The sequence below is a fragment of the Streptomyces sp. NPDC031064 genome, assembly GCF_055570965.1.
Map to the genome: position 1 here is coordinate 267,240 of NZ_JBVIGF010000001.1, position 19,310 is coordinate 286,549.

Consider the following 19,310-nt stretch of genomic DNA (forward strand, 5'->3'; position numbering starts at 1 on the left):
CCACGGTATGCGGCCATGTTCATGGCCAGTGTCCGAGCCGAGGCTACTGATCGCCCGCCGGGAGGGCGAGGGGAAACGGAAATTATCGATCCGTTCTTGGTCACACGTCTCGGTCACTGGACAGCGGCACGTGCGACGTGGGAGTGCGTGGAGCGCGTGCGCCTGCGTGGCTTCGAGCGGCCGGCGTGGAACGCCTGGAACGCGTGCGACCGGCCCGCCGCGCACGCGTGGGGCGTGGGACGGCGGGCCGGCGGGGTGTCCGGGCCGGCGGGGCCGGACACCCGGGTCGCGACGTGCGTGGGGACTCTACTTGGACGTCGCGACCATCTTTCCGGTGGGCGAGACGGCGAACCAGGTGCCGCCGACGCCCTGACCGTTGGTGTCACCGGGCTTCTTGTCGCCCGCGAAGGTGTAGAGGGGCCAGCAGTCGATGGTCTGCTGCTTGATTCCATCGGGGCGGTTGAACACCGTGTACCCCTTCAGGGAGATGCCCTCCGTGTCGTTCTTGTCGACGGGCGCGACGACCGGCCACTTGGCCAGGCAGTCGCCGGTGCAGGCGGTCTTCATGGGCCACGCCGAGTCCTTCTCGAACCGGTAGACCGTCATTCCGTTCTTGTCGACGACGATCTCACCGAGCTTGGGGTCCTTGCGGACGGACAGCCCGGCCAGGTCGACGGAGCCCGCGCCCTCGCCCTGGTCCTCGGCCGCCCCCTCGTCGACGGTGCCCTCGTCCTCGGCGGCCCCCTCGTCGCCGCCGCCGGACAGGGCCGCCTTCTTGCCGTCGGGGGCGGCCGCGAACCAGGTGCCGCCCACGCCCTGGCCCTTGGTGTCGCCGGGCTTGGTGTCCTTGGCGTACCGGTACATCGGCCAGCCGTCGATGGTGAGCTGCTTGGTGCCGTCGGCGCGGGTCACCTCGCCCATCAGGGAGGCGTCGACACCGGCCGGGGGCTTGGCGCCCTCGGCGGCGACCACGGGCCACGCCTTGGCGCAGTCACCCTCGCAGGCGGACTTGGGCGGGTTCGGCGTGTCCTTGTCGAAGCGGTAGAGCGTGAGGCCCTCGCTGTCGGTGACGACCTTGCCGAGCTCCTTGCTGTCCCAGACGGCGAGCTGCCCGGCCGGCTTGGCGGCGGCCGCCTGTTCCCCGGACCCCGCACCGGAGCCGTAACCGGCGCCCGAGCCGTAGCCCGCACCGTTCTCGGCGGGAGCGCCCGCCGGCGCCGCCGCGCCGACCGATCCGGCGGGGGTCTGTGTTCCCGTGTCCTGACCGCACGCCGTCGTCAGCGCGAGCACGGCCGCCGCGGACAGCGCGAGCGAGGCGTTCCGCCAGGTCTTCATGTCAACTCCCGTTGTATTGAGGTACTTTGGCGACGCCCAGGTGCGCCGTTCATGGCCCTATGTACGGCGGGGAGGGCGCCGGGCGTTCAACGCGTCCGAAAATTTCTCCGCACGCGACCCGGCGCGCCGGCAAGCACGCACCCCAAGAACCCCTCCATCAGGGGAATCACCCCAGTTCGGGACGTATGACGGCCAACGGCCGATCATGCTCGTCGACGTGTACGCATCCCTCGTCGCGCGGCTCCTGGCGGCCGCCGCCCTCGGCTGGCCGCTGGTCGCGCCGCTGCCCGCGGTGGCCGATAGCTGTGCCGTCGCCCATGTCGGTCCCGGCGAGCCGGTGGTGGCCGTCGCGGGTGACGCCACGTGCCCGGCCGACCCGACCCCGACGCCGACCCCGACGCCGGAGCCCCCGCCACCGCCCGAGCCGCCACCGCCCCCGCCCCCGCCCCCGCCACCACCGCCCACGCGGGCGGTACCGGAGCCGCCGCCCGCACCACGGCCGCCGTCCCCGCCGCCTCCGCCGCCCGCACCGGCCCCGCCGCCGCCCCGCGAACCGGAACCGGCCGCGCCGCCCCCTCCTCCCCCGCCCCCGTCACCCACCCCGTCGCTGCGGCCCCGCCCGTCGTCGCCGGCCCCGGTCCCGCTGCCCGCCTACCGGCGTGCCCAGCGCGCCGAACCGGCCGACGGACCGTCCACGGTCACCGTCATGCTCGTGATCATGGCCCCCGCGGTGCTCGCCGCCGCCGCGATGCGCGCCCGTTCCTCCCGCTAGTACCGCCCCACACCGCCCGCCCAGTACCGCTCGGAGAACACCTTGTCGGAATGGCTTGTCCTGTCCATCGCGATGGCCGCCGCCTGCGCGGTCGTCCTGACCATCGTCGTCATCAACAACCGCCGCATCGGTGACGACGACGACCCCTCCGAGACCCCCGACGTCATCGAGTACATGACGATGATGATCGGCGTGGTGTACGCGATCGTGCTCGGTCTGGCGATCGCCGGCGTCTGGGAGGGCCGCAGCGCCGCCCAGGAGAGCGTCCGCCAAGAGGCGCAGGCACTGCACGAGGTGTCCGCCAGGGCCGAGGTCTGGCCCGAGGGGGTGCGGGAACGGATCCGCGCCGACGTGGACGCGTACGTCTCGCACGTCGTCGACGAAGAGTGGCGGCACATGGCCGACCGGGGGGAGCTGACGGAGGAGGGCACCGAACTGCTGGAGCGGGTACGCCGCAGCGTCTCCGATTACCGGCCGGCCGACGCCCACGAGGGCGAGGCGTACCAGCCGATGGTGGACCAGGTGGCGGTCGCCGACGACGCGCGCAGCGCCCGCGGCGAGAACGCGGAGGCCACGATGCCGGGAGTGGTGTGGTTCGGCCTGATCACGGGCGCGCTGATCACGGTGGGGCTGATCTTCACGCTCCAGATCCGGCGGACGTTCCGCGAACTGCTGCTGGCCGGTCTCTTCAGCGCCCTGATCGCCTTCCTGCTGTTCCTGATCTGGGCGTTCGACGCGCCGTTCGGCCGTGGTGTCTCCGCGACCCCCGATCCCTTCCTGAACCTCTTCCCCCACCTCGACGGTTGATCCGGGGGCGAGCGGAGGCGCACTTCCCGTCCGCCGTCCGGGGGACCTCGGTGCCCCATTCGCCCCTCTGGGATCGCGGCTGTGGTAAGGCGCTCCTAGCGTTTCGGGCATCGAGGTGCATATCAGACGCTTTGTGGAAATCCGTTCCGCAGGTGCTCCTCGGGACCCGGAGGATTGACGATGCGCGCGATAGGTGCCGCCTCCGCCGCTCTCCTCGGAGCGGCCGCTCTCGCCCTGACCGCCCCCGCCCCGGCGGTGGCTTCCGGCAAGTACGCCCCCGGTGACTTCGCCATCAGTCCCTCGACCGTCCAGCCGGGGGGCAGGGTGGTGCTCACGGCTCCCGGCTGCTCCGGCACCGCGATGGCGTCCTCGGGCGTCTTCGACACGGTGACCATCCCGGCCGGCCGTTCGGCGACGGCGACCGTCGACTGGGACGCCAAGCGGGGCGCGGTCTACACGGTGTCCTTCACCTGCGCCGGCGGCACGCCGGGCACCGTCGACCTCACCATCGCCCTGGCCACCAGCACCCCGACGACCAGCTCGACCGCCGTCCCCACGGTGACCGCCACCCGGACGGTGACCCCCACCAGGACACCCACCCAGGGCGTGCGCGGCGGTGTGGGCGGCAGCATCGGCGGCCTGAACGCGGGCGAGCTCGCGGCCGGGACCGGCCTGGTCGTGGCGGCCGCCACCGGGATCATCTACATGCTGCGCCGCCGCGCCGAAAGCCGGCGCCACTGACTAGGTGCCGGCCACTCGGCGAAAGCCGGCGCCACCGGCATCGGGAGCACATGCCCGTCGCCCCGAGTCCTGACCGAACAGGACTCGGGGCGACGGGCGTATTCGGCCGACCGGGAGGTTCGGCCGGTCAGACCTTTCCGCCGTTCAAACGGCGACGGCGGCTGATGAACAGCCCGCCGCCGACGGCCGCCGTGGCGACCAGGGCCCCGCCGATGGCCATCTCGGTGGAGCTCGGGCCCATCGAGCCGCCGAGGCCGCCCCGGGAGCCATGGCCGCGGATGACCGTGAAGGTCCGGGTGACCACCATGGGGTGGTCGCTGCACTTGACCGCCAGGTTGTACTGCCCCGGCGTGGCGTGGTCGTAGATCCGGGGCGTGGCGGCCGAGTGGCCCGAGGCGTTGACGGTGAGGGCCGTCTTGGGGAAGGCGTTGGACGTGACCGTGCCGCCGTGGCCGCACCCCATGGCGCTGACCGCGAGCTGGCCGCCCTGGTGCACCCGGGTCGGGGAGACCGTGACGTTGGTAGGACCGTTGTTGGCGACGGCCAGGGGGGCACAGAGCCCGATGGCCGCGCCGGCGGTGGCGGCCACCGCGAGAGCGCGTGAAGCACGCATCGTGAACCTCCAGTGGAAGACGCCCCGAAGCGGCGCTCCGGGAAGATTCGACGAGTACGCCTTCCACGACGAACCTTCACAAGTCGGTCTGATTACCGCATTTCGACACTCGTCCACCCCGGTGAGCCGACACGCCGGTGTCGCGCCCGCGTACCTGACGGAGCCCCAGGTCACGGACCGTCAGGGGTGGTGCGGCGGGATTTGGCGGACCATGACTCGGATGGGTCATCCCCCCTGGCGCCACCACCCGTTCGCCCCTTCCCTGATCGCCGGTGCGGCACGGCGCACTTAGCGTGCGTACTACGCCGCGAAGGGAGAACCATGGGCAGGGGCCTGTACCACAGTGGCTTCGAGTCGAGGAGGCGCTCGCCGTGGGGCGCGCTGGCTCTCGTCATGCTCACCGGGCTCGCGATGATGCGGAACGGCCTCGACATCCAGCCCGGCCCGCCCCAGCCGGCTCCCGCCTCGGTCGCGCAGAGCGGCCGCGTCGGCAAGGTTCCGGCCCCGCCCCAGGGCCTGCGGCCGCTCGCGTACGCGCCGGCCTCCCGGATCCGGATCGAGTCGATCGACGTCGACGCCCCGGTCATGGACGTGGGCCTGGACCAGGACGGCTGGATCGACGCGCCACCGGCCCAGGACCCCAACATGGCCGGCTGGTACCAGAACGGCATCTCCCCCGGGCAGCGCGGTACGTCGGTGATCGTCGGCCATGTCGACAACGAGGCGGGCCCGGCGGTGTTCTACGGGCTCGGCTCGCTCAAGAAGGGCAGCCACGTGGAGGTGACGCGGTTCGACGGGCGGGTGGCCGTGTTCGAGGTGTACGGCGTCGAGGTCTTCTCCAAGGAGGACTTCCCCGGGGTGCGCGTCTACGGCGACACCGGGCACCCGGAGCTGCGCGTGATCACCTGTGGCGGCGGCTACTCGAAGACCAACGGCTACGACGGCAACGTGGTCGTCTTCGCGCGCATGGTGGCGACCCGCTGAGCGGTCGGCCCAGCGGGTCCTTCGGCGGGCTTCCCGGTGGGGCCGCGTCTCATCGGCGCGGCACGGTGAGGTGGTAGCCGGCGGCCAGCAGCTCCGGCAGGTAGACGCGCAGCGCGGCCACGCTCTGGGAGCGGTCGCCGCCCGCGTCGTGGGAGAGCACCACGACGCCCGGCCCGGCCCCGTCCAGCACGCGGCGGACGATCACGTGCGCTCCGGGCTCCTTCCAGTCCAGGGTGTCCACCGTCCAGGCGAGCGGCTCCATCCCCAGCTCGGCGCCGATCTCGAAGGAGTGGCGGTTCCAGGCCCCGTAGGGCGCGCGGTACCACAGCGGCGGGGAGCCGAGGGTCCGCTCGATGATGTCGCTGGTGCTGCCCAGTTCGTCGCGGATGCGGGAGGGGCGCAGCCTGGGCATCAGCGGGTGGGACCAGGAGTGGTTGCCCACCACGTGCCCGTCGTCGGCCATCTCGCGCAGGAGGTCCGGGTTGACGGCCGCCATCTCGCCGCACACGAAGAACATGGCGCGGACGTCGTGCTTGCGCAGGGTCCGGAGGATGGCGGGCGTGTAGCGGGGGTCGGGTCCGTCGTCGAAGGAGAGGACCATGGTCCGGCCGACCCCGGAGACCCGCAGGAAGGGCCGCTGGCGGACGGGCGGCAGGGCGCGCCGGTGGCGGGGCGGGGCGTGCGCGGTCATCGGCTGGAGCCGGTAGGAGGAGGGCGCCAGGCGCGGGCCGGCCGGGGCTCGGGCCGGGGCGCCCACCGGGGGTCCGGCCACGGGGTGCGCGGGGCCGGACGGGCGGGGCGGCGCGCCGCCGTTCCGTTCGAGGGCGAAGAGCCCGAAGGTCGTGGTGGCCCCGAGGGCGGCGGCGATGCGCAGCACCATCCGCCGCCCCGTGGGCATTTGATCCGTTTTCATGACTAATAACTCGCATGGCGGATGCCTCACGCCCCTGATCCACACCGTACGGCCGTCCGATTGCACCCGATGGGACCAGCGGGCCGGCGGTGGCCGCCGCGGGTGTGTGTCGTCTTCCGCCGGGGCCCGGGGTGGGCCATCATGATCCGCCGTCAGCCGATGCCGTCTGCAAAGAGGTGACGCTCATGGCCGGAATCCGCGCGGGGCAGGGAATTCTGCGCCGCAAACCCATCGCACTGATCGACGAGGGTGTCGAGGAGGAACGGCTCACCCGGACGCTGGGGCTGTGGCAGCTCACCGCCATCGGTGTCGGCGGCATCATCGGCGCGGGCATCTTCACCCTCGCCGGCACGGTCGCCAACGGTACGGCCGGCCCCGCCGTGCTCGTCTCGTTCCTGATCGCGGGCATCGCCAGCGCGGCCGCCGCGTTCAGCTACGCCGAGTTCGCCGGGCTGATCCCCAAGGCGGGTTCGGCGTACACCTACGGCTACGCCGTGCTCGGCGAGCTCGCGGGCTGGTTCATCGGCTGGGACCTGCTGCTGGAGTACACCGCGATCGTCGCGGTCGTGGCCATCGGCATCTCCGGCTACTTCAACTTCCTGCTCGGCGAGGTGGGCGCGGAGCTGCCCGCCTGGATGCTGGGCGCGCCGGGGACGGGCGCGGGCCACAAGGTCGACCTGTTCGCGGCCCTGCTGTGCCTGCTGATCGCCTACCTCCTCACGCTCGGCATCAAGAACGCGGCGCGCTTCGAGACGGTCGTCGTGGTCCTGAAGGTGCTGGTGGTGCTGCTGGTGATCGTCGTCGGCTTCTTCCACGTCACGTCCGACAACTACAGCCCGTTCTTCCCGTACGGCGTGGGCGGCGCGTTCACCGGTGCGGCGACGGTGTTCTTCGCGGTGTTCGGGTACGACGCCATGTCGACGGCGGCCGAGGAGTCCAAGGACGCGCAGCGGCACATGCCGAAGGCGATCATCTACTCGCTCGCCTTCTCGATGGTGCTGTACGTGCTGGCCTGCCTGGTCCTGACGGGCATGCAGAACTACACGGAGGTCGACAAGGAGAGCGGCTTCTCCACCGCGTTCAAGTCCGTCGGGCTCGACGCGCTCGCGGACATCATCGCGGTGGGCGCGATCATCGGCATCCTCACCGTGATGTTCACGTTCATGCTGGGCGTCACCCGTGTCTGGTTCTCCATGTCCCGGGACGGGCTGCTGCCGCACTGGTTCGCCAAGACGCACCCGACACGGCACGTGCCCACCCGCGTGACCTGGATCGTCGGTGTCGCGTCGGCGCTGATCGCCGGGTTCCTGCCGATCGGCGAGGCGGCCGAACTGACCAACATCGGCATCCTGCTGGCGTTCGTCGTGGTGTGCGTCGCGGTGATCGTGCTCCGCTACAAGCGGCCGGAGCTGCCGCGCACGTTCCGCACGCCGGGGATGCCGTTCGTGCCGGCGATCGGGGTGGTCTTCTCCATCTGGCTGATCACCTTCCTCCAGTGGCAGACCTGGGCCCGGTTCGCCGTGTGGTTCGCGATCGGGCTGGTGATCTACTTCGGCTACTCGTACCGCAAGTCCAACCTGGCGAAGGCCGAGGCCCGGGGCCGGGCGCGGACGGACCAGCCGCCCGCGCCGTAGGGCCGGTCCTCCGCTACTCCCCCATCAGCAGGCCGTCCTTGGCCGCGCCGCGACTGAGGGCGACCTGCTGGATCGTGTCGCGTACGGCGGTGAGGTCCTCACCGGCCTTGATCGCGGCGTTGAGGTTGACCACCCGGCCCGTCCCGGTGTTGAACCACTGCGGGAGGAACTCCGCCTTCGCCACGTTCCAGCGGCCGCCCGGCGCGGCGGGCGGGGCGAACGTGAAGCGGCCGATGGTGCCCTGGTTGCCGCGCGGGTCGAAGGCTCCCTGGTAGTTGATCATGTCGCCGGCGATCTGGTCGCCCATGCCGTAGATGATCCAGGTGCCGTTGACCTTCTCGTACGCCTGCGGGACGTGGGCGTGGGTGCCGATGATCAGGTCGATGTCGGGGCGGCCGCCGGTGGCGGAGGCGGTGAGGCTCCGGCCGAGGCTGAGCTGGCGCCGGTCGGGCGCGGTCTGCCACTCGGTGCCCCAGTGCAGGCTGACCACGACCACGTCGGCGCCGGCGGTGCGGGCCGCCCGGGCGTCGGCGAGGATCTTGTTCTCGTTGATGAGGTTGACCGCCCAGGGCCTGCCCTGGGGCAGCGGGATGCCGTTGGTGCCGTAGGTGTACGCCAGGTGGGCCACCGTGGCGCCACCCGCCTTGAGCAGCGTGGGGCGTGCGGCCTCGGCGGCGGTGCGGGCGGAACCGGCATGACGGACGCCCACCTCGTCGAGGGCGTCCAGGGTGCGGCCGAGCCCGGCGACCCCGTCGTCCAGGGTGTGGTTGGAGGCGGTGGAGCAGGAGTCGTAGCCGGTGGCGGCGAGCGCGGTGGCCACCTGGGGCGGCGACTTGAAGGACGGGTAGCCGGTGTAGGGGCCGCCCTCCCTGCCGTACACCGTCTCCATGTGGCAGATGGCCAGGTCGGCCTTGGAGACGACGGGCTGGACGCCGGCGAGCATGGGGCGGAAGTCGTAGCCGTTGCCGCCGGCGTCCGCCTGGGCCTGCCGGATGATCGAGGCGTGCGGCAGGACGTCGCCGCTCGCCACGAGCGTGAATCCGCGCGTCGGCGCCGCGGCGCCGCCCGCCGACGAGGGGGCGGGGTGGGCGGCCTGCGGGGGCCGGCCCGCCGGGGCGGCCGCGGTGCGCGGCTCCGGCTCGGCACCGGCACAGCCTGCCGCCGCGGAAAGAAGGACGGTGGCCACCGCCACCGTGGTCCGTCGCATGGGTGTGGTGGTCATCAGCCGGACTCCGTGGGCTTCAGGGGGGTGTGGAGCACATGGGGCGTGCACCCCCTGATCCCTACGGGAAATGAGGATCAGTCAATCCTTAAATACGCAAAATCATACAAACGCAGTGATATCTGACCTATCACTCCCGGTGACCGCTCACCGCACCATTCGCCGCTCGGTGTGACCGCTCGTCGCACATCCCGGTGCGGCGCCTGTCCCTTCGGCCCCGGATGCGTTCGGATACGCGTCGAGGGTCTGAGCACGGCGTCCGAGTACGGCGGGAAAGGGTGTGACGATGACGACGGCGACCACCGACGAGCGGGCCTTGGAGGAGCTCCAGCGTGAACACGGACCCGCGCTGCTGAGCTTCCTGCTCGGCCTGACCTACGGGGACAAGCAGCGTGCCGAGGACCTGCTCCAGGAGACGCTGGTGCGCGCCTGGCAGCACCCCGAGGCGTTCGAGGCCCCGTACGAGTCGATGCGTCCGTGGCTCTTCACGGTGGGCCGGCGCCTGGCGATCGACGCCCGCCGCTCCCGCATGGCCCGCCCCACCGAGATCGGGGACGGCGTGCTCGCCGGTACGCCCGACCCCTCGGACGTCACCGAGTCCGCCGTCGCCGCGCTGGACGTACGCGCGGCGGTACGGGAACTGAGCCCGGAGCACCGCGCGGTGCTCGTACGGATCTACTTCGACGGCCTGACCGTGAACGAGGCGGCCGCCGATCTGGGCATACCGGCGGGGACGGTCAAGTCGCGGTCGCACTACGCGCTGCGGGCGCTCGGCCGGTGCCTGCCGGGCTACAGCCGGACGCTCTCCGGCTCGCCGGCCTCGTGAGCCCTCCCGTCCCACCGTCCCCTGCGGGCACGTCACCGCCCGTGCGTCACGACCCTGGCCGAAATGTAGGCGAGACCACACCGCCGAGTTGAGCAAAGAGCCGCCCCGGCCCGTGCCTGACGGTGGAGGCTCGTCGTCGAGGACCACACGCACGCGCAGGACGTCCGGGAGAAGGTGGGAACGTTGCGGCCCGAGAGCACGAACGGCACCGGCGGGGGCGGGCTGGCCGTCCCGATGGCCTGGCTGTGTGCCGAGTACATCGCCGATGAACTGCTGAGAGCCGGTGGCCTGGTCGAACCCGGCTCGCTGGAGTACCAGGCGGGCCGCCGGACGCTCGCGCTCACCGTGTACCTGGGCGACGGCACGGACGACGCCCCCGGCACGGGCGCCGAGGACCGGCTGGAGGAGTGGCTGATCCGCACCGCGCACGGCCACCCCTGGGAGGACTGGGTGCGCGAGCGGCTTTCCGCGCGCCGGGAACGCGAGGGGGACGGCGACGAGGGCCTGGCCCTCGCCCGGGAGACCTGGCGCCTGCTGGAGGGGACGCACCTGCTCGCCACCGACCTGGGCGCGCTGTCGGCCGGCCCGGCCGCCTCGCTCGCGGTCGACGAGTCCGAGGCGGTGTGGCTGCCGTCCTGGCGCCTGGGCCTCCCGCTCGGGCACCTGGCGCTGCGGCTGTACGAGCCGCCGCACGTGTGAGCCGCGGCGGCAGCGGGCTCAGTGCGGCTGGACGGGCCGGGCCCGGACCCTGGAGCTGGCGGGCAGGTCCTGGTGGCCGCCGCTGGCCAGCATCCGCACCTCGCCCCGGTCGCTGATCTCGGCCAGGACTATCCCGGTGTCGTCGGCGTAGACCGGGTGCCCGCCCGCCCCGGTGCGGTCCGTGCGGTGCACCTCCACGACGTCTTCCTGCCCGAAGTCCAGTTCGTAGTGATCATGGGTGCCCATGGCTGCCTCCCGGTGAGCGGTCACCGCCATTGCACCCGCGTCCCCATACCGGGACATTTCATTCCTGAACGGACGCGGGCGGATCGCGGTGCACACCCGCGCGATACTTCGGGACACGGACGGTGACCTTCATGCCCGCGCCGACGCCCGTCTCGACGACGAGGCCGTAGTCGTCCCCGTACGCCTGGCGCAGCCGTTCGTCGACGTTGGACAGGCCGATGCCGGACGCCTGGGGGCGCTCGCCCGCGAGGATGGCCCGCAGGACGTCCGGGTCCATGCCCACCCCGTCGTCCTCGATGGTGACGACGGCCTCGGCTCCCGCGTCCTCGGCCGCGATCGTCACGCGGCAGGTGGTACGGGAGTCCTCCAGGCCGTGCTTGACGGCGTTCTCGACCAGCGGCTGGAGGCACAGGAACGGCAGCGTCACCGGCAGTACCTCGGGCGCCACCTGGAGGGTGACCTGGAGCCGGTCGCCGAACCGCGCGCCCGCGAGCGCCAGGTACTGCTCGATGGAGCGCAGCTCGTCGGCGAGCTGGGTGAACTCGCCGTGCCGCCGGAAGGAGTAGCGGGTGAAGTCGGCGAATTCCAGGAGCAGTTCGCGCGCCCGCTCCGGGTCGGTACGGACGAAGGAGGCGATGGCGGCGAGCGAGTTGAAGATGAAGTGCGGGGAGATCTGGGCGCGCAGGGCCCGGATCTCCGCCTCGATCAGGCGCGTACGGGACCGGTCCAGTTCGGCCAGTTCGAGCTGGACCGAGACCCAGCGGGCCACCTCCGTCGCCGCCCGCACCAGGACCGCCGACTCGCGCGAGCCGTACGCGACCAGGGCGCCCAGCACACCTTCCTCACCGGTCAGTGGCGCGATCACGGCCCACCGCAGCGGGCAGTCGGGCTCGCCGCACTCGGCGCGCACGCTCTGGCCCCGCCCGGAGCCGAGCAGCTCGGCGACCCGTTCCATCACCTGCTCGCGGTGGTGGTCGCCCCCGGGACCGTCCCAGGCGAGCACGGCCGTGCGGTCGGTCAGGCACAGCGCCTCCGTGCCGAGCAGCGAGCGCAGCCGGCGCGCGGCCTTGCGCGCGGTGTCCTCCGTGAGCCCGGCCCGCAGCGGCGGGGCGGCGAGGGAGGCGGTGTGCAGGGTGTGGAAGGTGGCCCGCTCCACGGGGGTGCCGAGGTCCAGGACGTCCTTGCCGGCCCGCCGCGCGCTGAGCCGCCCGAGCGCGAACCCGGCGGCGAGGAGGACGGCCCCGGCGGCGGCCAGGGCGGCGAAGAGGGTTCCGCTCACCGCTCGGCCCCTTCCTGGCGTTCCGGCGCCCGGGGGCGTCCCGAGGGGCGGCCGGCCAGGTCCTCGGGCAGGTGCAGCCGGGCCAGGATGGCGGGGGTGCCGGCCGGGACGCGGCGGGGCGTGGCGAGCGAGACGGCGACCATGGTGAGGAAGCCGAGCGGCACGGACCAGACGGCCGGCCAGGCCATCAGGGAGTGCGGCCACCCTTCCGGGGCGAGCCCCGCGCGGGTCGCCATCACGGCCGTGAGCGCGGCCCCGCCGCCCGCCACGAGTCCGGCCATGGCGCCGGGCGGGGTGAGCCGCCGCCACCAGATGCCGAGGACCAGCAGCGGGCAGAACGAGGACGCCGACACGGCGAACGCCAGGCCCACGGCGTCGGCCACCGGCACGTTGGTGGCCACCAGGCTGACGGCGAGCGGCACCGCCATGGCCAGCACGGTCGCCAGCCGGAAGTGGCGCACCCCGCGCGAGGGCAGCACGTCCTGGCTGAGCACCCCCGCGACGGACATGGTCAGCCCCGACGCCGTCGACAGGAACGCCGCGAACGCCCCGCCCGCCAGCAGCGCGCCCAGCAGCTCACCGGCCGTCCCGCCCAGGACCCGGTCGGGCAGGACGAGCACGGCCGCGTCCGCCGCGCCGGTGAGGGCGAGTTCGGGGGCGTAGATCCGGCCGAGCGCGCCGTAGACCGGGGGCAGCAGGTAGAAGGAGCCGACCAGGCCGAGGACGACGAGCGTGGTGCGGCGGGCGGTGCGCCCGTCGGGGCTGGTGTAGAAGCGGACGGCGACGTGCGGCAGGCCCATGGTGCCGAGGAACGTGGCGAGGATCAGCCCGTAGGTGGCGTAGAGCTGGTGGCCGTCGCGGCCGCCCGCCAGCGGCTGCGACCAGCCCTGGGGGTCGGCGCCTCCGGCGGCCCGCTCGGGGACCCGCGCGCCCTCGGGGAAGCGCAGGGTGGTGCCCGCCTCGACGCGGTGGCCGCCCTCGTCGAGGGTGACCCGGTCGTCCTCGTAGGCGGTGGAGTCGACGCGCCCGGTGACGGTCAGGGTCAGTGGTGCGTCGACCTCGATGCGTACGGTGTCGTCGACCGTCACGGCGGTGTGCTCGCGGAAGACGGCGGGCGCGTCGAACCGGGCGCGCGGCGCGTCGTCGCCCCACCAGGCGGTGACCAGGAACAGCGCGGGGATCAGCAGGGCGGTGAGCTTGAGCCAGTACTGGAAGGCCTGCACGAAGGTGATGCTCCGCATCCCGCCCGCCGCCACCGCCCCCGTGACGACGACGGCGACGACCAGCCCGCCGACCCAGTCGGGGGCACCGGTGAGGATCTCCAGCGTGAGGCCCGCCCCCTGGAGCTGCGGCAGCAGGTACAGCCAGCCGATGCCGACGACGAAGAGGCTGGCGAGCCGGCGTGCCTCGGGCGATTCGAGGCGGGCCTCGGCGAAGTCGGAGAGGGTGTAGGCGCCGGAGCGGCGCAGCGGGGCGGCGACCAGCACCAGCAGGACGAGGTATCCGGCGGTGTAGCCGACCGGGTACCAGAGCATGTCGGGGCCCTGGAGGAGGACGAGTCCGGCGATGCCGAGGAAGGAGGCGGCGGAGAGGTATTCGCCGCTGATGGCGGCGGCGTTGAGGCCGGGACCCACGGTGCGGGAGGCGACGTAGAAGTCGGAGGTGGTGCGGGAGATGCGCAGCCCGAGGGCGCCGATGAGCACGGTGGCGAGGACGACGGCGGTGACGGCGGCCACCGCGTAGGTCTGGTTCACGTGCGGTCCATGCGGGCTCAGCGGCCTTCCACGAGGCCGGTGAAGTCGCGTTCGTTGCGCTCGGCGCGGCGGACGTACCAGCGGGCGATGAGCCAGACGACGGGGTACGTGCCGACGCCCAGGGCGGCCCAGAGGAACGGCTGGGCGGTGCCGTGCCCGAGCGCCGTCGGGAGTGTGAACAGCAGGGGCAGTGAGCCGACGAGCAGCGCGAGGGTGCCCAGTGCGTAGAGGGCGGCGCGCAGTTGGCTGCGCATCAGGGACCGTACGTAGGTGTGGCCGAGGGTGGTCTGCTCGCTGATCTCGGAGCGGGCGGGCGCGTGACCGGGCGGACGGCGGGCGGAGCGGGGGACACCGGTGACCGTCTCGCGGCGGGGGCGCGCGGGCCGGTGACCGGCTCGGTGCTCGGCTTCGTGCTCGGCTTGGTGCTCTGCGGGCATCGGTGTCCGTGGGTCGGCTGGCTGGCTCGGGGGGTGGAGTCTACGCAGAAGCCATTACCGAAGGTAGACCCCGTTTTCGGGGTTCTCGGGTCACTTGCCGGTCCGCCGGGCGGCGTCGCCGAGGGCGATCTCCAGCTCGACGTAGCACTCCTCGGCCCGGCGGAACGCCACCTCCAGGGCGGCCGCCGTGCGGGGCCCGACCAGTCCGTGCGTCGACTCCTGGATCTCGTACAGCACGTCGGCCCAGCGTCCGGCGGCGCTCCTGACCCCGGCGAGCAGCGCCTCGGCCTCGCTCGGGCCGGCCGGCCGGAGGTCCGGCAGCGCGCGCAGTTCGGCGAGCAGCGCCTCGATCTCCACGGTCACGGTGCCCCCTCTCCGGTGATCAACACTAGGCGCCGGACGGTGGGCCGTCGGTCCGGTGCCGGGCACCCGTCGCCGAACGGCGCGTACCGCGCGACGAACGGTGGGTGCCGGCACCGGCAGGGGTCAGCGAGCGGTGGCGCGGAGGAGGAAGAACGGGCCGTTGTGCTCGCCGCCGTCCGGCAGGTGCCAGGCGGCGGTGACGTGCCCGTCGTAGGTGCCGGCGCCCTGCGGCGCTCCCAGGGTGCGGATCACTTCGAGGGTCGCGGTGGCCGTCTCCACGCGGGTGCCGTGCTCGTCGTTGTGGACGTTCCCCGGCTCGTCCCCGGCCGGGAGGGCGGCCGTGGAGCAGTGGCTGGTGACGGACGTGTCGGGGGCGCCGGTGACGCTCTGGTGCTGCGCCTTGGCGCGCCCCTGGAGGAGGGCGAGCACCTGGGCGACCACCACGGGGTCGTGCGTGCCGTCGTAGATCCAGCGCCGTCCCAGCACCCCGTGCTCGGACGTGCCGATGAGCCCCTGTCCGGCGCCGTCGAGCGGGGCTCCCCGGTAGCTCAGCGGCACGTGGTACGCGACGGGCCGGTCGCCGGAGAGGTCCGCGACCACCATGAACTCGATGCCCACCTCGCCCTCCGGGTCGTCGAGCCGGAACCCGCCGGCCTTGACCAGTTCCGGTCGGCCGGCTGTGCCGGTGTACCACGGCTGGGTGGGCAGCCAGCCCTGGAGGAGCTCCAGCTTGCCGGGCGACATGGTGGTGTTGTGTATGACAGCCATGTCCCGCTCAACTCCCATGGCCTGCTTCTTCATTCCCGTCGGCCCGGGATTCGCGATCTTGCCCGGGGCCGGTGTCAACCGCGTGCCTGGCGCATCAACAGGTCGCGCAGTTGGCGGGCGTGGCGGCGGCTGACGGCCAGTTCGGCGCTGCCGACCCGGACGGTGGTCGCCCCGGCGTCGAGGCGCAGTTCGTCGATGCGGCGCAGCGCGACCAGGTGGCTGCGGTGGATGCGGACGAACCCGCGCGCCGCCCACCGCTCCTCCAGCGTGGACAGCGGGATGCGGACGAGGTGGCTGCCCTCGTCGGTGTGCAGCCGCGCGTAGTCGCCCTGGGCCTCGACGTAGGCGATGTCGTCGACGGCCACGAAGCGGGTGACGCCGCCGAGTTCGACCGGGATCTGCTCCGCCGCCGCGGCGGCGACCGTGGGTTCGGCGAGCTCGCGGACGCGTCGAACGGCCTCCGCGAGGCGTTCCTTGCGCACCGGTTTGAGGACGTAGTCGACGGCCTTGAGGTCGAACGCCTGGAGGGCGAACCCTTCGTGGGCGGTGACGAAGACGATCAGCGGGGGCCTGGCGAACCCGGCTATCAGGCGGGCGATGTCGAGGCCGGTGAGCCCGGCCATGTGGATGTCGAGGAAGACGACGTCGATGGCGTCCACGCCGTCGGGCCCCGCTTCGAGGGCGCGGCCGATGCGGCGGAGCGCCTCGGTGGCGTCGGTGGCGCCCTCCGCGCTGCGCACCCTCGGGTCGGAGCGGAGGAGGTAGAGGAGCTCTTCGAGAGCGGGCTTCTCGTCGTCGACGGCCAGTACGCGCACCATGGTGCGGAGTGTAGGGGCGGGTCGATTGAGCGGGAAACGGCTCGGATGCGTACTGCATGGCGTAAGGCTTCACGGAAGCACACGGCACACGGACGCGTACGCGGGAATGAGGCACCCCCATGAGTCTGCGGGAGCGGCATCACGATGTCGCCGCCTATGCGCTGGGCGTGCTGGAACCGGCGGACGCCCTCGCGTGCGAGGAGCACCTGGCGCGGTGCGCGGCGTGTGCGGCCGGGCTCCCGGACTTCCTCTTCGCCGCGTCGGCGCTGGCCCAGCTCGCCGAACGGGAGCCGCTGCGGCCCCTGGGGGCGGTCGCGGTGCCGGCCGCCCGGGCGGGGCGCCGGCGGTCCCGTCGGGCGCGTCCGGTGCGGGCGCGGCGGTGGCGGTCGCGGGTCGTCGGGGTGGCGGCGGCGCTGGCGGTCGCGGTACCGGGCGTCGTGCTGCTGGCCTCGCCCGGACCGGGCGGTGGCGACCCGGCGGTACGGCGGGCGGCGGCGACGGACTCGGCGACCGGGGCGTCGGCGTCGGTCGCGCTGCGGGACCGGGAGTGGGGCACGGAGGTGGCGCTGCGGGTGGCCGGGGTGCGGGGCGCTCGCGTGTGCGAACTGGTCGCCGTCGGGGCGGACGGCCGGGCGTGGCCGGTCATGACGTGGGCGACGAAGGAGGGCGACGAGCCGGTCATGGAGGGAGGCATCGCGCTGCGGCTCGGGGAGATCGAGCGGCTGGAGGTGCGGACCGTGGAGGGCGAGCGGCTGGTGTCGGTGCGGCCGTGACCTATTTGAGGAGCCGCGACAGCCGGCGGTCGGCGAGCGGTTTGCCGCCGGTCTGGCAGGTGGGGCAGTACTGGAGCGAGGAGTCGCTGAAGGAGACCTCCCGGATGGTGTCGCCGCAGACGGGGCACGGTTCCCCGGTGCGGCCGTGGACGCGCAGGCCGCTCTTCTTCTCGGCCTTGAGGCGCCCGGCGGCGACGCCGTGGGAGCGCTCGACGGCCTCGTGGAGGGTGGTGCGCATCGCCTCGTAGAGGGTGGTCGTCTCGTCCTCGGTGAGGTTCTGCACGGGTTTGAAGGGTGACATCCGGGCGGCGTGCAGGATCTCGTCGCTGTAGGCGTTGCCGATGCCCGCGATCAGGCTCTGGTCGCGCAGGGCGCCCTTGACCTGGCGCCGCTCCCCGGCGAGGAGGGCGGCGAAGGCGTCCCGGTCGAAGTCGTCGGCGAGCGGGTCCGGGCCGAGCCTGGCGACGCCCGGGACGTCTGCGGGGTCGTGGACGAGGTGGACGGCGAGGCGTTTGGTGGTGCCCGCCTCGGTGAGGTCGAAGCCGTCGCCGCCGGTGAGCGCGACGCGCAGCGCGAGCGGGCCCTTGCCGGGGCGCGGCGGCCCGGAGGGCAGGACGTCCCGCCACTGGAGCCAGCCGGCCCGGGCGAGGTGGACCAGCAGGTGCAGCCCGTCGGCCGTGATGTCCAGGAACTTGCCGTGCCGGCCGACGGCCGTGACGGTGGTGCCGTCGAGGGCGGACAGCGGCGGGTCGTACGTCTTGAGGACGCTGATCGCGACGGGCAGGGCGCGGGCGATCTCCTTGCCGACCAGGTGCTCGTCGAGGAACTCTCGGAGGGCTTCGACCTCGGGCAGTTCAGGCATGGTTCCAGCGTGCCGCAGGGGCGCCCGGCGCGCTGCTCAGCTCCGCCGGGTGAGCTTGACCAGTTCGGCCAGTTCGTCGGCCATCGCGTGGGCGAGCCGGTCCACGTCCGGTACGGCCTTGCCGTCGGCGACGAGCCCGATGTGCACCTGGCCGCCGTAGGGGGACATCGCCACGGCCAGCGCCTGGCCGCGCGCGAGGGGGGCCATGGGGTGCAGGGCGCGCAGCGGGTGGCCGCCGAGGGAGAGGGTGGAGCGGGGCAGCGGCACGTTGGTGACCAGGACGTCGAACAGCATCCGCGCCGCTCCCTGGGCCAGCGGGGCGCCGAACCGGTGGGCGAGCGGGGGCAGTTGGTCGGCGAGCACGGCGACCGCCCCGGCCCCGCGCGTGGGCCCGGCGGCCTTGTTGCGGTCCATCCCGCGCCGTACGGAGTCCAGCCGGCTCAGCGGGTCGGGGTCGGAGAGGGGCAGGTCCAGGAGGTACGCGGAGAAGGTGTTGCCGGGGCCGGGCGCGCCGCCGGGCCGCCGCCGGGAGACCGGTACGAGGGCGCGCGGGTCGGCCGTGGGCGGCCGCTCGCCGCGCTGGAGCATCCAGTGGCGCAGCGCCCCGGCGGTGACCGCGAGCAGCACGTCGTTGGCGGTGCCGCCGGTGACCCGGCGGACCCGCCGTACCTCCTCCAGGTCCAGGTCGGCGGTGGCCAGGCGCCGCGTCCCGCTGGAGCCGGCGGTGAGCGCGGGCGTGCCGCGCGGGTCGAGGCGGCTGGCGCGTACGACGGAGGCGCCGACGCCCAGGGCCCGGCCGAGCTCCTCGATGCGGCCGCGCGCGGCGCCCGCGACGTTCAGCGGGCCGGGCAGCCAGGAGCGGGGTGGCACCGGGCGCGGGCGGCGGCGGCCGGTGGTGGTGCGGGCGCCGGCGATCTCGTCGAAGATGCCGGCGCCGATGGCGACCGCGCGCATGCCGTCGGCGAGCGCGTGGTGGAGCTTGACGAGGACGGCGAAGGGGCCGCCGGGCGCGCCGGTCAGCAGGTACATCTCCCAGGGCGGCCGCCCGCGTTCGAGGGGACGTTCCATCAGCTCGCCGGCGAGCCGCGTCGCCTCGGCGGTGAAGCCGGCCGGGTCTCCCGGCAGGGGGACGTGCCGCACGTGACGGTGTACGTCGAAGGTCTTGTCGGCGCTCCAGGCGGCGCCGCCGACGGGGAGCAGCACGTCGCGGACGCGCATCCGCAGCCGGGGGATGGCGGCGGCGCGCTCGGCGAGCAGGTCCAGGACGTCGCCGGGGTCGTCGGGTCCGGGGTCGAAGCGGGCGAGGGCGCCCAGGTGCATGGGGTGGTCGGCCGTTTCCAGGTGCCAGAAGGCCAGGTCGAGAGGTGCCAGCAGCTCACTGCTCAAGGGATCCCCATGTCGTGGAGGGCCGTGGACGGCTACGGAACTGCAGTCAAACGCGTTCGGTCGGTTACGGTCAAGTAC

At 73.3% G+C, this 19,310-nt stretch carries 21 protein-coding genes; 8 read left to right on the top strand and 13 right to left on the bottom strand.

Going from position 1 to position 19,310, the window contains the following annotated elements; all coding sequences use genetic code 11:
* Positions 1 to 306 precede the first annotated feature (306 nt).
* Positions 307 to 1,335 (bottom strand): SCO0930 family lipoprotein, encoded by a 1,029-nt coding sequence (locus tag ACZ46W_RS01105; RefSeq protein ID WP_468329346.1) that lies wholly within the window; start codon positions 1,333 to 1,335, stop codon positions 307 to 309.
* A 217-nt stretch (positions 1,336 to 1,552) separates the two neighbouring features.
* On the opposite strand from ACZ46W_RS01105, the gene ACZ46W_RS01110 reads away from it, so the two are divergent.
* The 3 genes from ACZ46W_RS01110 (at position 1,553) to ACZ46W_RS01120 (ending at position 3,655) form a co-directional block, all read left to right on the top strand.
* Positions 1,553 to 2,107, top strand: a complete 555-nt coding sequence (locus tag ACZ46W_RS01110; RefSeq protein ID WP_468329349.1) for a hypothetical protein — start codon at positions 1,553 to 1,555, stop codon at positions 2,105 to 2,107.
* A gap of 42 nt (positions 2,108 to 2,149) precedes the next feature.
* Positions 2,150 to 2,914, top strand: a complete 765-nt coding sequence (locus tag ACZ46W_RS01115; RefSeq protein ID WP_468329352.1) for a bestrophin-like domain — start codon at positions 2,150 to 2,152, stop codon at positions 2,912 to 2,914.
* Positions 2,915 to 3,094: 180 nt separating this feature from the next.
* Positions 3,095 to 3,655: a hypothetical protein gene (locus ACZ46W_RS01120; protein WP_468329355.1), complete on the top strand. Its 561-nt coding sequence runs from the start codon at positions 3,095 to 3,097 to the stop codon at positions 3,653 to 3,655.
* 127 nt (positions 3,656 to 3,782) lie between these two features.
* Here the strand turns inward: ACZ46W_RS01120 and ACZ46W_RS01125 are convergent, their stop codons facing one another.
* Positions 3,783 to 4,268 (bottom strand): hypothetical protein, encoded by a 486-nt coding sequence (locus ACZ46W_RS01125; RefSeq protein ID WP_468329358.1) that lies wholly within the window; start codon positions 4,266 to 4,268, stop codon positions 3,783 to 3,785.
* Between the two features lie 321 nt (positions 4,269 to 4,589).
* On the opposite strand from ACZ46W_RS01125, the gene ACZ46W_RS01130 reads away from it, so the two are divergent.
* On the top strand, positions 4,590 to 5,252 hold the full coding sequence (locus ACZ46W_RS01130; protein WP_468329361.1) for a class F sortase: 663 nt from the start codon (positions 4,590 to 4,592) through the stop codon (positions 5,250 to 5,252).
* A 49-nt stretch (positions 5,253 to 5,301) separates the two neighbouring features.
* Here ACZ46W_RS01130 and ACZ46W_RS01135 read toward each other — a convergent pair whose 3' ends face one another.
* Entirely contained in the window at positions 5,302 to 6,165 is an 864-nt protein-coding gene (locus tag ACZ46W_RS01135; protein WP_468329364.1) for a polysaccharide deacetylase family protein, read from the bottom strand.
* A 185-nt stretch (positions 6,166 to 6,350) separates the two neighbouring features.
* On the opposite strand from ACZ46W_RS01135, the gene ACZ46W_RS01140 reads away from it, so the two are divergent.
* Entirely contained in the window at positions 6,351 to 7,799 is a 1,449-nt protein-coding gene (locus tag ACZ46W_RS01140) for an amino acid permease (RefSeq protein ID WP_468329367.1), read from the top strand.
* Between the two features lie 13 nt (positions 7,800 to 7,812).
* Here the strand turns inward: ACZ46W_RS01140 and ACZ46W_RS01145 are convergent, their stop codons facing one another.
* Positions 7,813 to 9,021 carry a CapA family protein gene (locus ACZ46W_RS01145; RefSeq protein ID WP_468329370.1) on the bottom strand — a complete coding sequence of 403 codons (1,209 nt, stop codon included), beginning with the start codon at positions 9,019 to 9,021 and terminating at the stop codon, positions 7,813 to 7,815.
* 286 nt (positions 9,022 to 9,307) lie between these two features.
* On the opposite strand from ACZ46W_RS01145, the gene ACZ46W_RS01150 reads away from it, so the two are divergent.
* Both ACZ46W_RS01150 and ACZ46W_RS01155 read left to right on the top strand, forming a co-directional pair.
* On the top strand, positions 9,308 to 9,847 hold the full coding sequence (locus tag ACZ46W_RS01150) for a sigma-70 family RNA polymerase sigma factor (RefSeq protein ID WP_468329373.1): 540 nt from the start codon (positions 9,308 to 9,310) through the stop codon (positions 9,845 to 9,847).
* A gap of 183 nt (positions 9,848 to 10,030) precedes the next feature.
* Positions 10,031 to 10,546 carry a hypothetical protein gene (locus tag ACZ46W_RS01155; RefSeq protein WP_468329376.1) on the top strand — a complete coding sequence of 172 codons (516 nt, stop codon included), beginning with the start codon at positions 10,031 to 10,033 and terminating at the stop codon, positions 10,544 to 10,546.
* Between the two features lie 18 nt (positions 10,547 to 10,564).
* Here ACZ46W_RS01155 and ACZ46W_RS01160 read toward each other — a convergent pair whose 3' ends face one another.
* The 7 genes from ACZ46W_RS01160 to ACZ46W_RS01190 all read right to left on the bottom strand — a co-directional run bounded on the left by ACZ46W_RS01160 (position 10,565) and on the right by ACZ46W_RS01190 (position 16,211).
* Complete coding sequence (locus ACZ46W_RS01160) at positions 10,565 to 10,792, bottom strand: DUF6296 family protein (RefSeq protein ID WP_468329379.1); 228 nt, start codon at positions 10,790 to 10,792, stop codon at positions 10,565 to 10,567.
* 58 nt (positions 10,793 to 10,850) lie between these two features.
* On the bottom strand, positions 10,851 to 12,071 hold the full coding sequence (locus tag ACZ46W_RS01165) for a sensor histidine kinase (protein WP_468329382.1): 1,221 nt from the start codon (positions 12,069 to 12,071) through the stop codon (positions 10,851 to 10,853).
* Positions 12,068 to 13,825 (bottom strand): sodium/solute symporter, encoded by a 1,758-nt coding sequence (locus tag ACZ46W_RS01170; protein WP_468329385.1) that lies wholly within the window; start codon positions 13,823 to 13,825, stop codon positions 12,068 to 12,070. Before ACZ46W_RS01170 ends, ACZ46W_RS01165 begins: the two co-directional genes overlap by 4 nt.
* A gap of 17 nt (positions 13,826 to 13,842) precedes the next feature.
* Positions 13,843 to 14,262: a hypothetical protein gene (locus ACZ46W_RS01175; protein ID WP_468329388.1), complete on the bottom strand. Its 420-nt coding sequence runs from the start codon at positions 14,260 to 14,262 to the stop codon at positions 13,843 to 13,845.
* 90 nt (positions 14,263 to 14,352) lie between these two features.
* Complete coding sequence (locus ACZ46W_RS01180) at positions 14,353 to 14,625, bottom strand: hypothetical protein (RefSeq protein ID WP_366126037.1); 273 nt, start codon at positions 14,623 to 14,625, stop codon at positions 14,353 to 14,355.
* A 123-nt stretch (positions 14,626 to 14,748) separates the two neighbouring features.
* The gene (locus ACZ46W_RS01185) at positions 14,749 to 15,393 is read right to left on the bottom strand and encodes a maltokinase N-terminal cap-like domain-containing protein (protein ID WP_468329392.1); all 645 of its coding nucleotides are present in this window, start codon (positions 15,391 to 15,393) and stop codon (positions 14,749 to 14,751) included.
* A gap of 74 nt (positions 15,394 to 15,467) precedes the next feature.
* A complete protein-coding gene (locus ACZ46W_RS01190) occupies positions 15,468 to 16,211 on the bottom strand; it encodes a LytR/AlgR family response regulator transcription factor (RefSeq protein WP_468329395.1) in 744 nt (247 codons plus the stop codon).
* A gap of 119 nt (positions 16,212 to 16,330) precedes the next feature.
* Between ACZ46W_RS01190 and ACZ46W_RS01195 the strand changes: the two genes are divergently transcribed.
* Entirely contained in the window at positions 16,331 to 16,984 is a 654-nt protein-coding gene (locus ACZ46W_RS01195) for an anti-sigma factor (RefSeq protein WP_468329398.1), read from the top strand.
* A gap of 1 nt (position 16,985) precedes the next feature.
* Here ACZ46W_RS01195 and ACZ46W_RS01200 read toward each other — a convergent pair whose 3' ends face one another.
* Positions 16,986 to 17,846, bottom strand: a complete 861-nt coding sequence (locus ACZ46W_RS01200) for an Fpg/Nei family DNA glycosylase (RefSeq protein WP_468329401.1) — start codon at positions 17,844 to 17,846, stop codon at positions 16,986 to 16,988.
* 36 nt (positions 17,847 to 17,882) lie between these two features.
* A complete protein-coding gene (locus ACZ46W_RS01205) occupies positions 17,883 to 19,232 on the bottom strand; it encodes a wax ester/triacylglycerol synthase family O-acyltransferase (protein WP_468329404.1) in 1,350 nt (449 codons plus the stop codon).
* Positions 19,233 to 19,310: the final 78 nt, after the last annotated feature.

Excerpts from the sequence above, each read along its gene's own strand:
- ACZ46W_RS01140 (WP_468329367.1), top strand. The coding sequence starts at position 6,351 with ATGGCCGGAATCCGCGCGGGGCAGGGAATTCTGCGCCGCAAACCCATC.
- ACZ46W_RS01125 (WP_468329358.1), bottom strand. The coding sequence starts at position 4,268 with ATGCGTGCTTCACGCGCTCTCGCGGTGGCCGCCACCGCCGGCGCGGCC.
- ACZ46W_RS01200 (WP_468329401.1), bottom strand. The coding sequence starts at position 17,846 with ATGCCTGAACTGCCCGAGGTCGAAGCCCTCCGAGAGTTCCTCGACGAG.
- ACZ46W_RS01130 (WP_468329361.1), top strand. The coding sequence starts at position 4,590 with ATGGGCAGGGGCCTGTACCACAGTGGCTTCGAGTCGAGGAGGCGCTCG.
- ACZ46W_RS01190 (WP_468329395.1), bottom strand. The coding sequence starts at position 16,211 with ATGGTGCGCGTACTGGCCGTCGACGACGAGAAGCCCGCTCTCGAAGAG.
- ACZ46W_RS01150 (WP_468329373.1), top strand. The coding sequence starts at position 9,308 with ATGACGACGGCGACCACCGACGAGCGGGCCTTGGAGGAGCTCCAGCGT.
- ACZ46W_RS01120 (WP_468329355.1), top strand. The coding sequence starts at position 3,095 with ATGCGCGCGATAGGTGCCGCCTCCGCCGCTCTCCTCGGAGCGGCCGCT.
- ACZ46W_RS01195 (WP_468329398.1), top strand. The coding sequence starts at position 16,331 with ATGAGTCTGCGGGAGCGGCATCACGATGTCGCCGCCTATGCGCTGGGC.
- ACZ46W_RS01160 (WP_468329379.1), bottom strand. The coding sequence starts at position 10,792 with ATGGGCACCCATGATCACTACGAACTGGACTTCGGGCAGGAAGACGTC.
- ACZ46W_RS01135 (WP_468329364.1), bottom strand. The coding sequence starts at position 6,165 with ATGAAAACGGATCAAATGCCCACGGGGCGGCGGATGGTGCTGCGCATC.
- ACZ46W_RS01145 (WP_468329370.1), bottom strand. The coding sequence starts at position 9,021 with ATGACCACCACACCCATGCGACGGACCACGGTGGCGGTGGCCACCGTC.
- ACZ46W_RS01185 (WP_468329392.1), bottom strand. The coding sequence starts at position 15,393 with ATGGCTGTCATACACAACACCACCATGTCGCCCGGCAAGCTGGAGCTC.
- ACZ46W_RS01175 (WP_468329388.1), bottom strand. The coding sequence starts at position 14,262 with ATGCCCGCAGAGCACCAAGCCGAGCACGAAGCCGAGCACCGAGCCGGT.
- ACZ46W_RS01105 (WP_468329346.1), bottom strand. The coding sequence starts at position 1,335 with ATGAAGACCTGGCGGAACGCCTCGCTCGCGCTGTCCGCGGCGGCCGTG.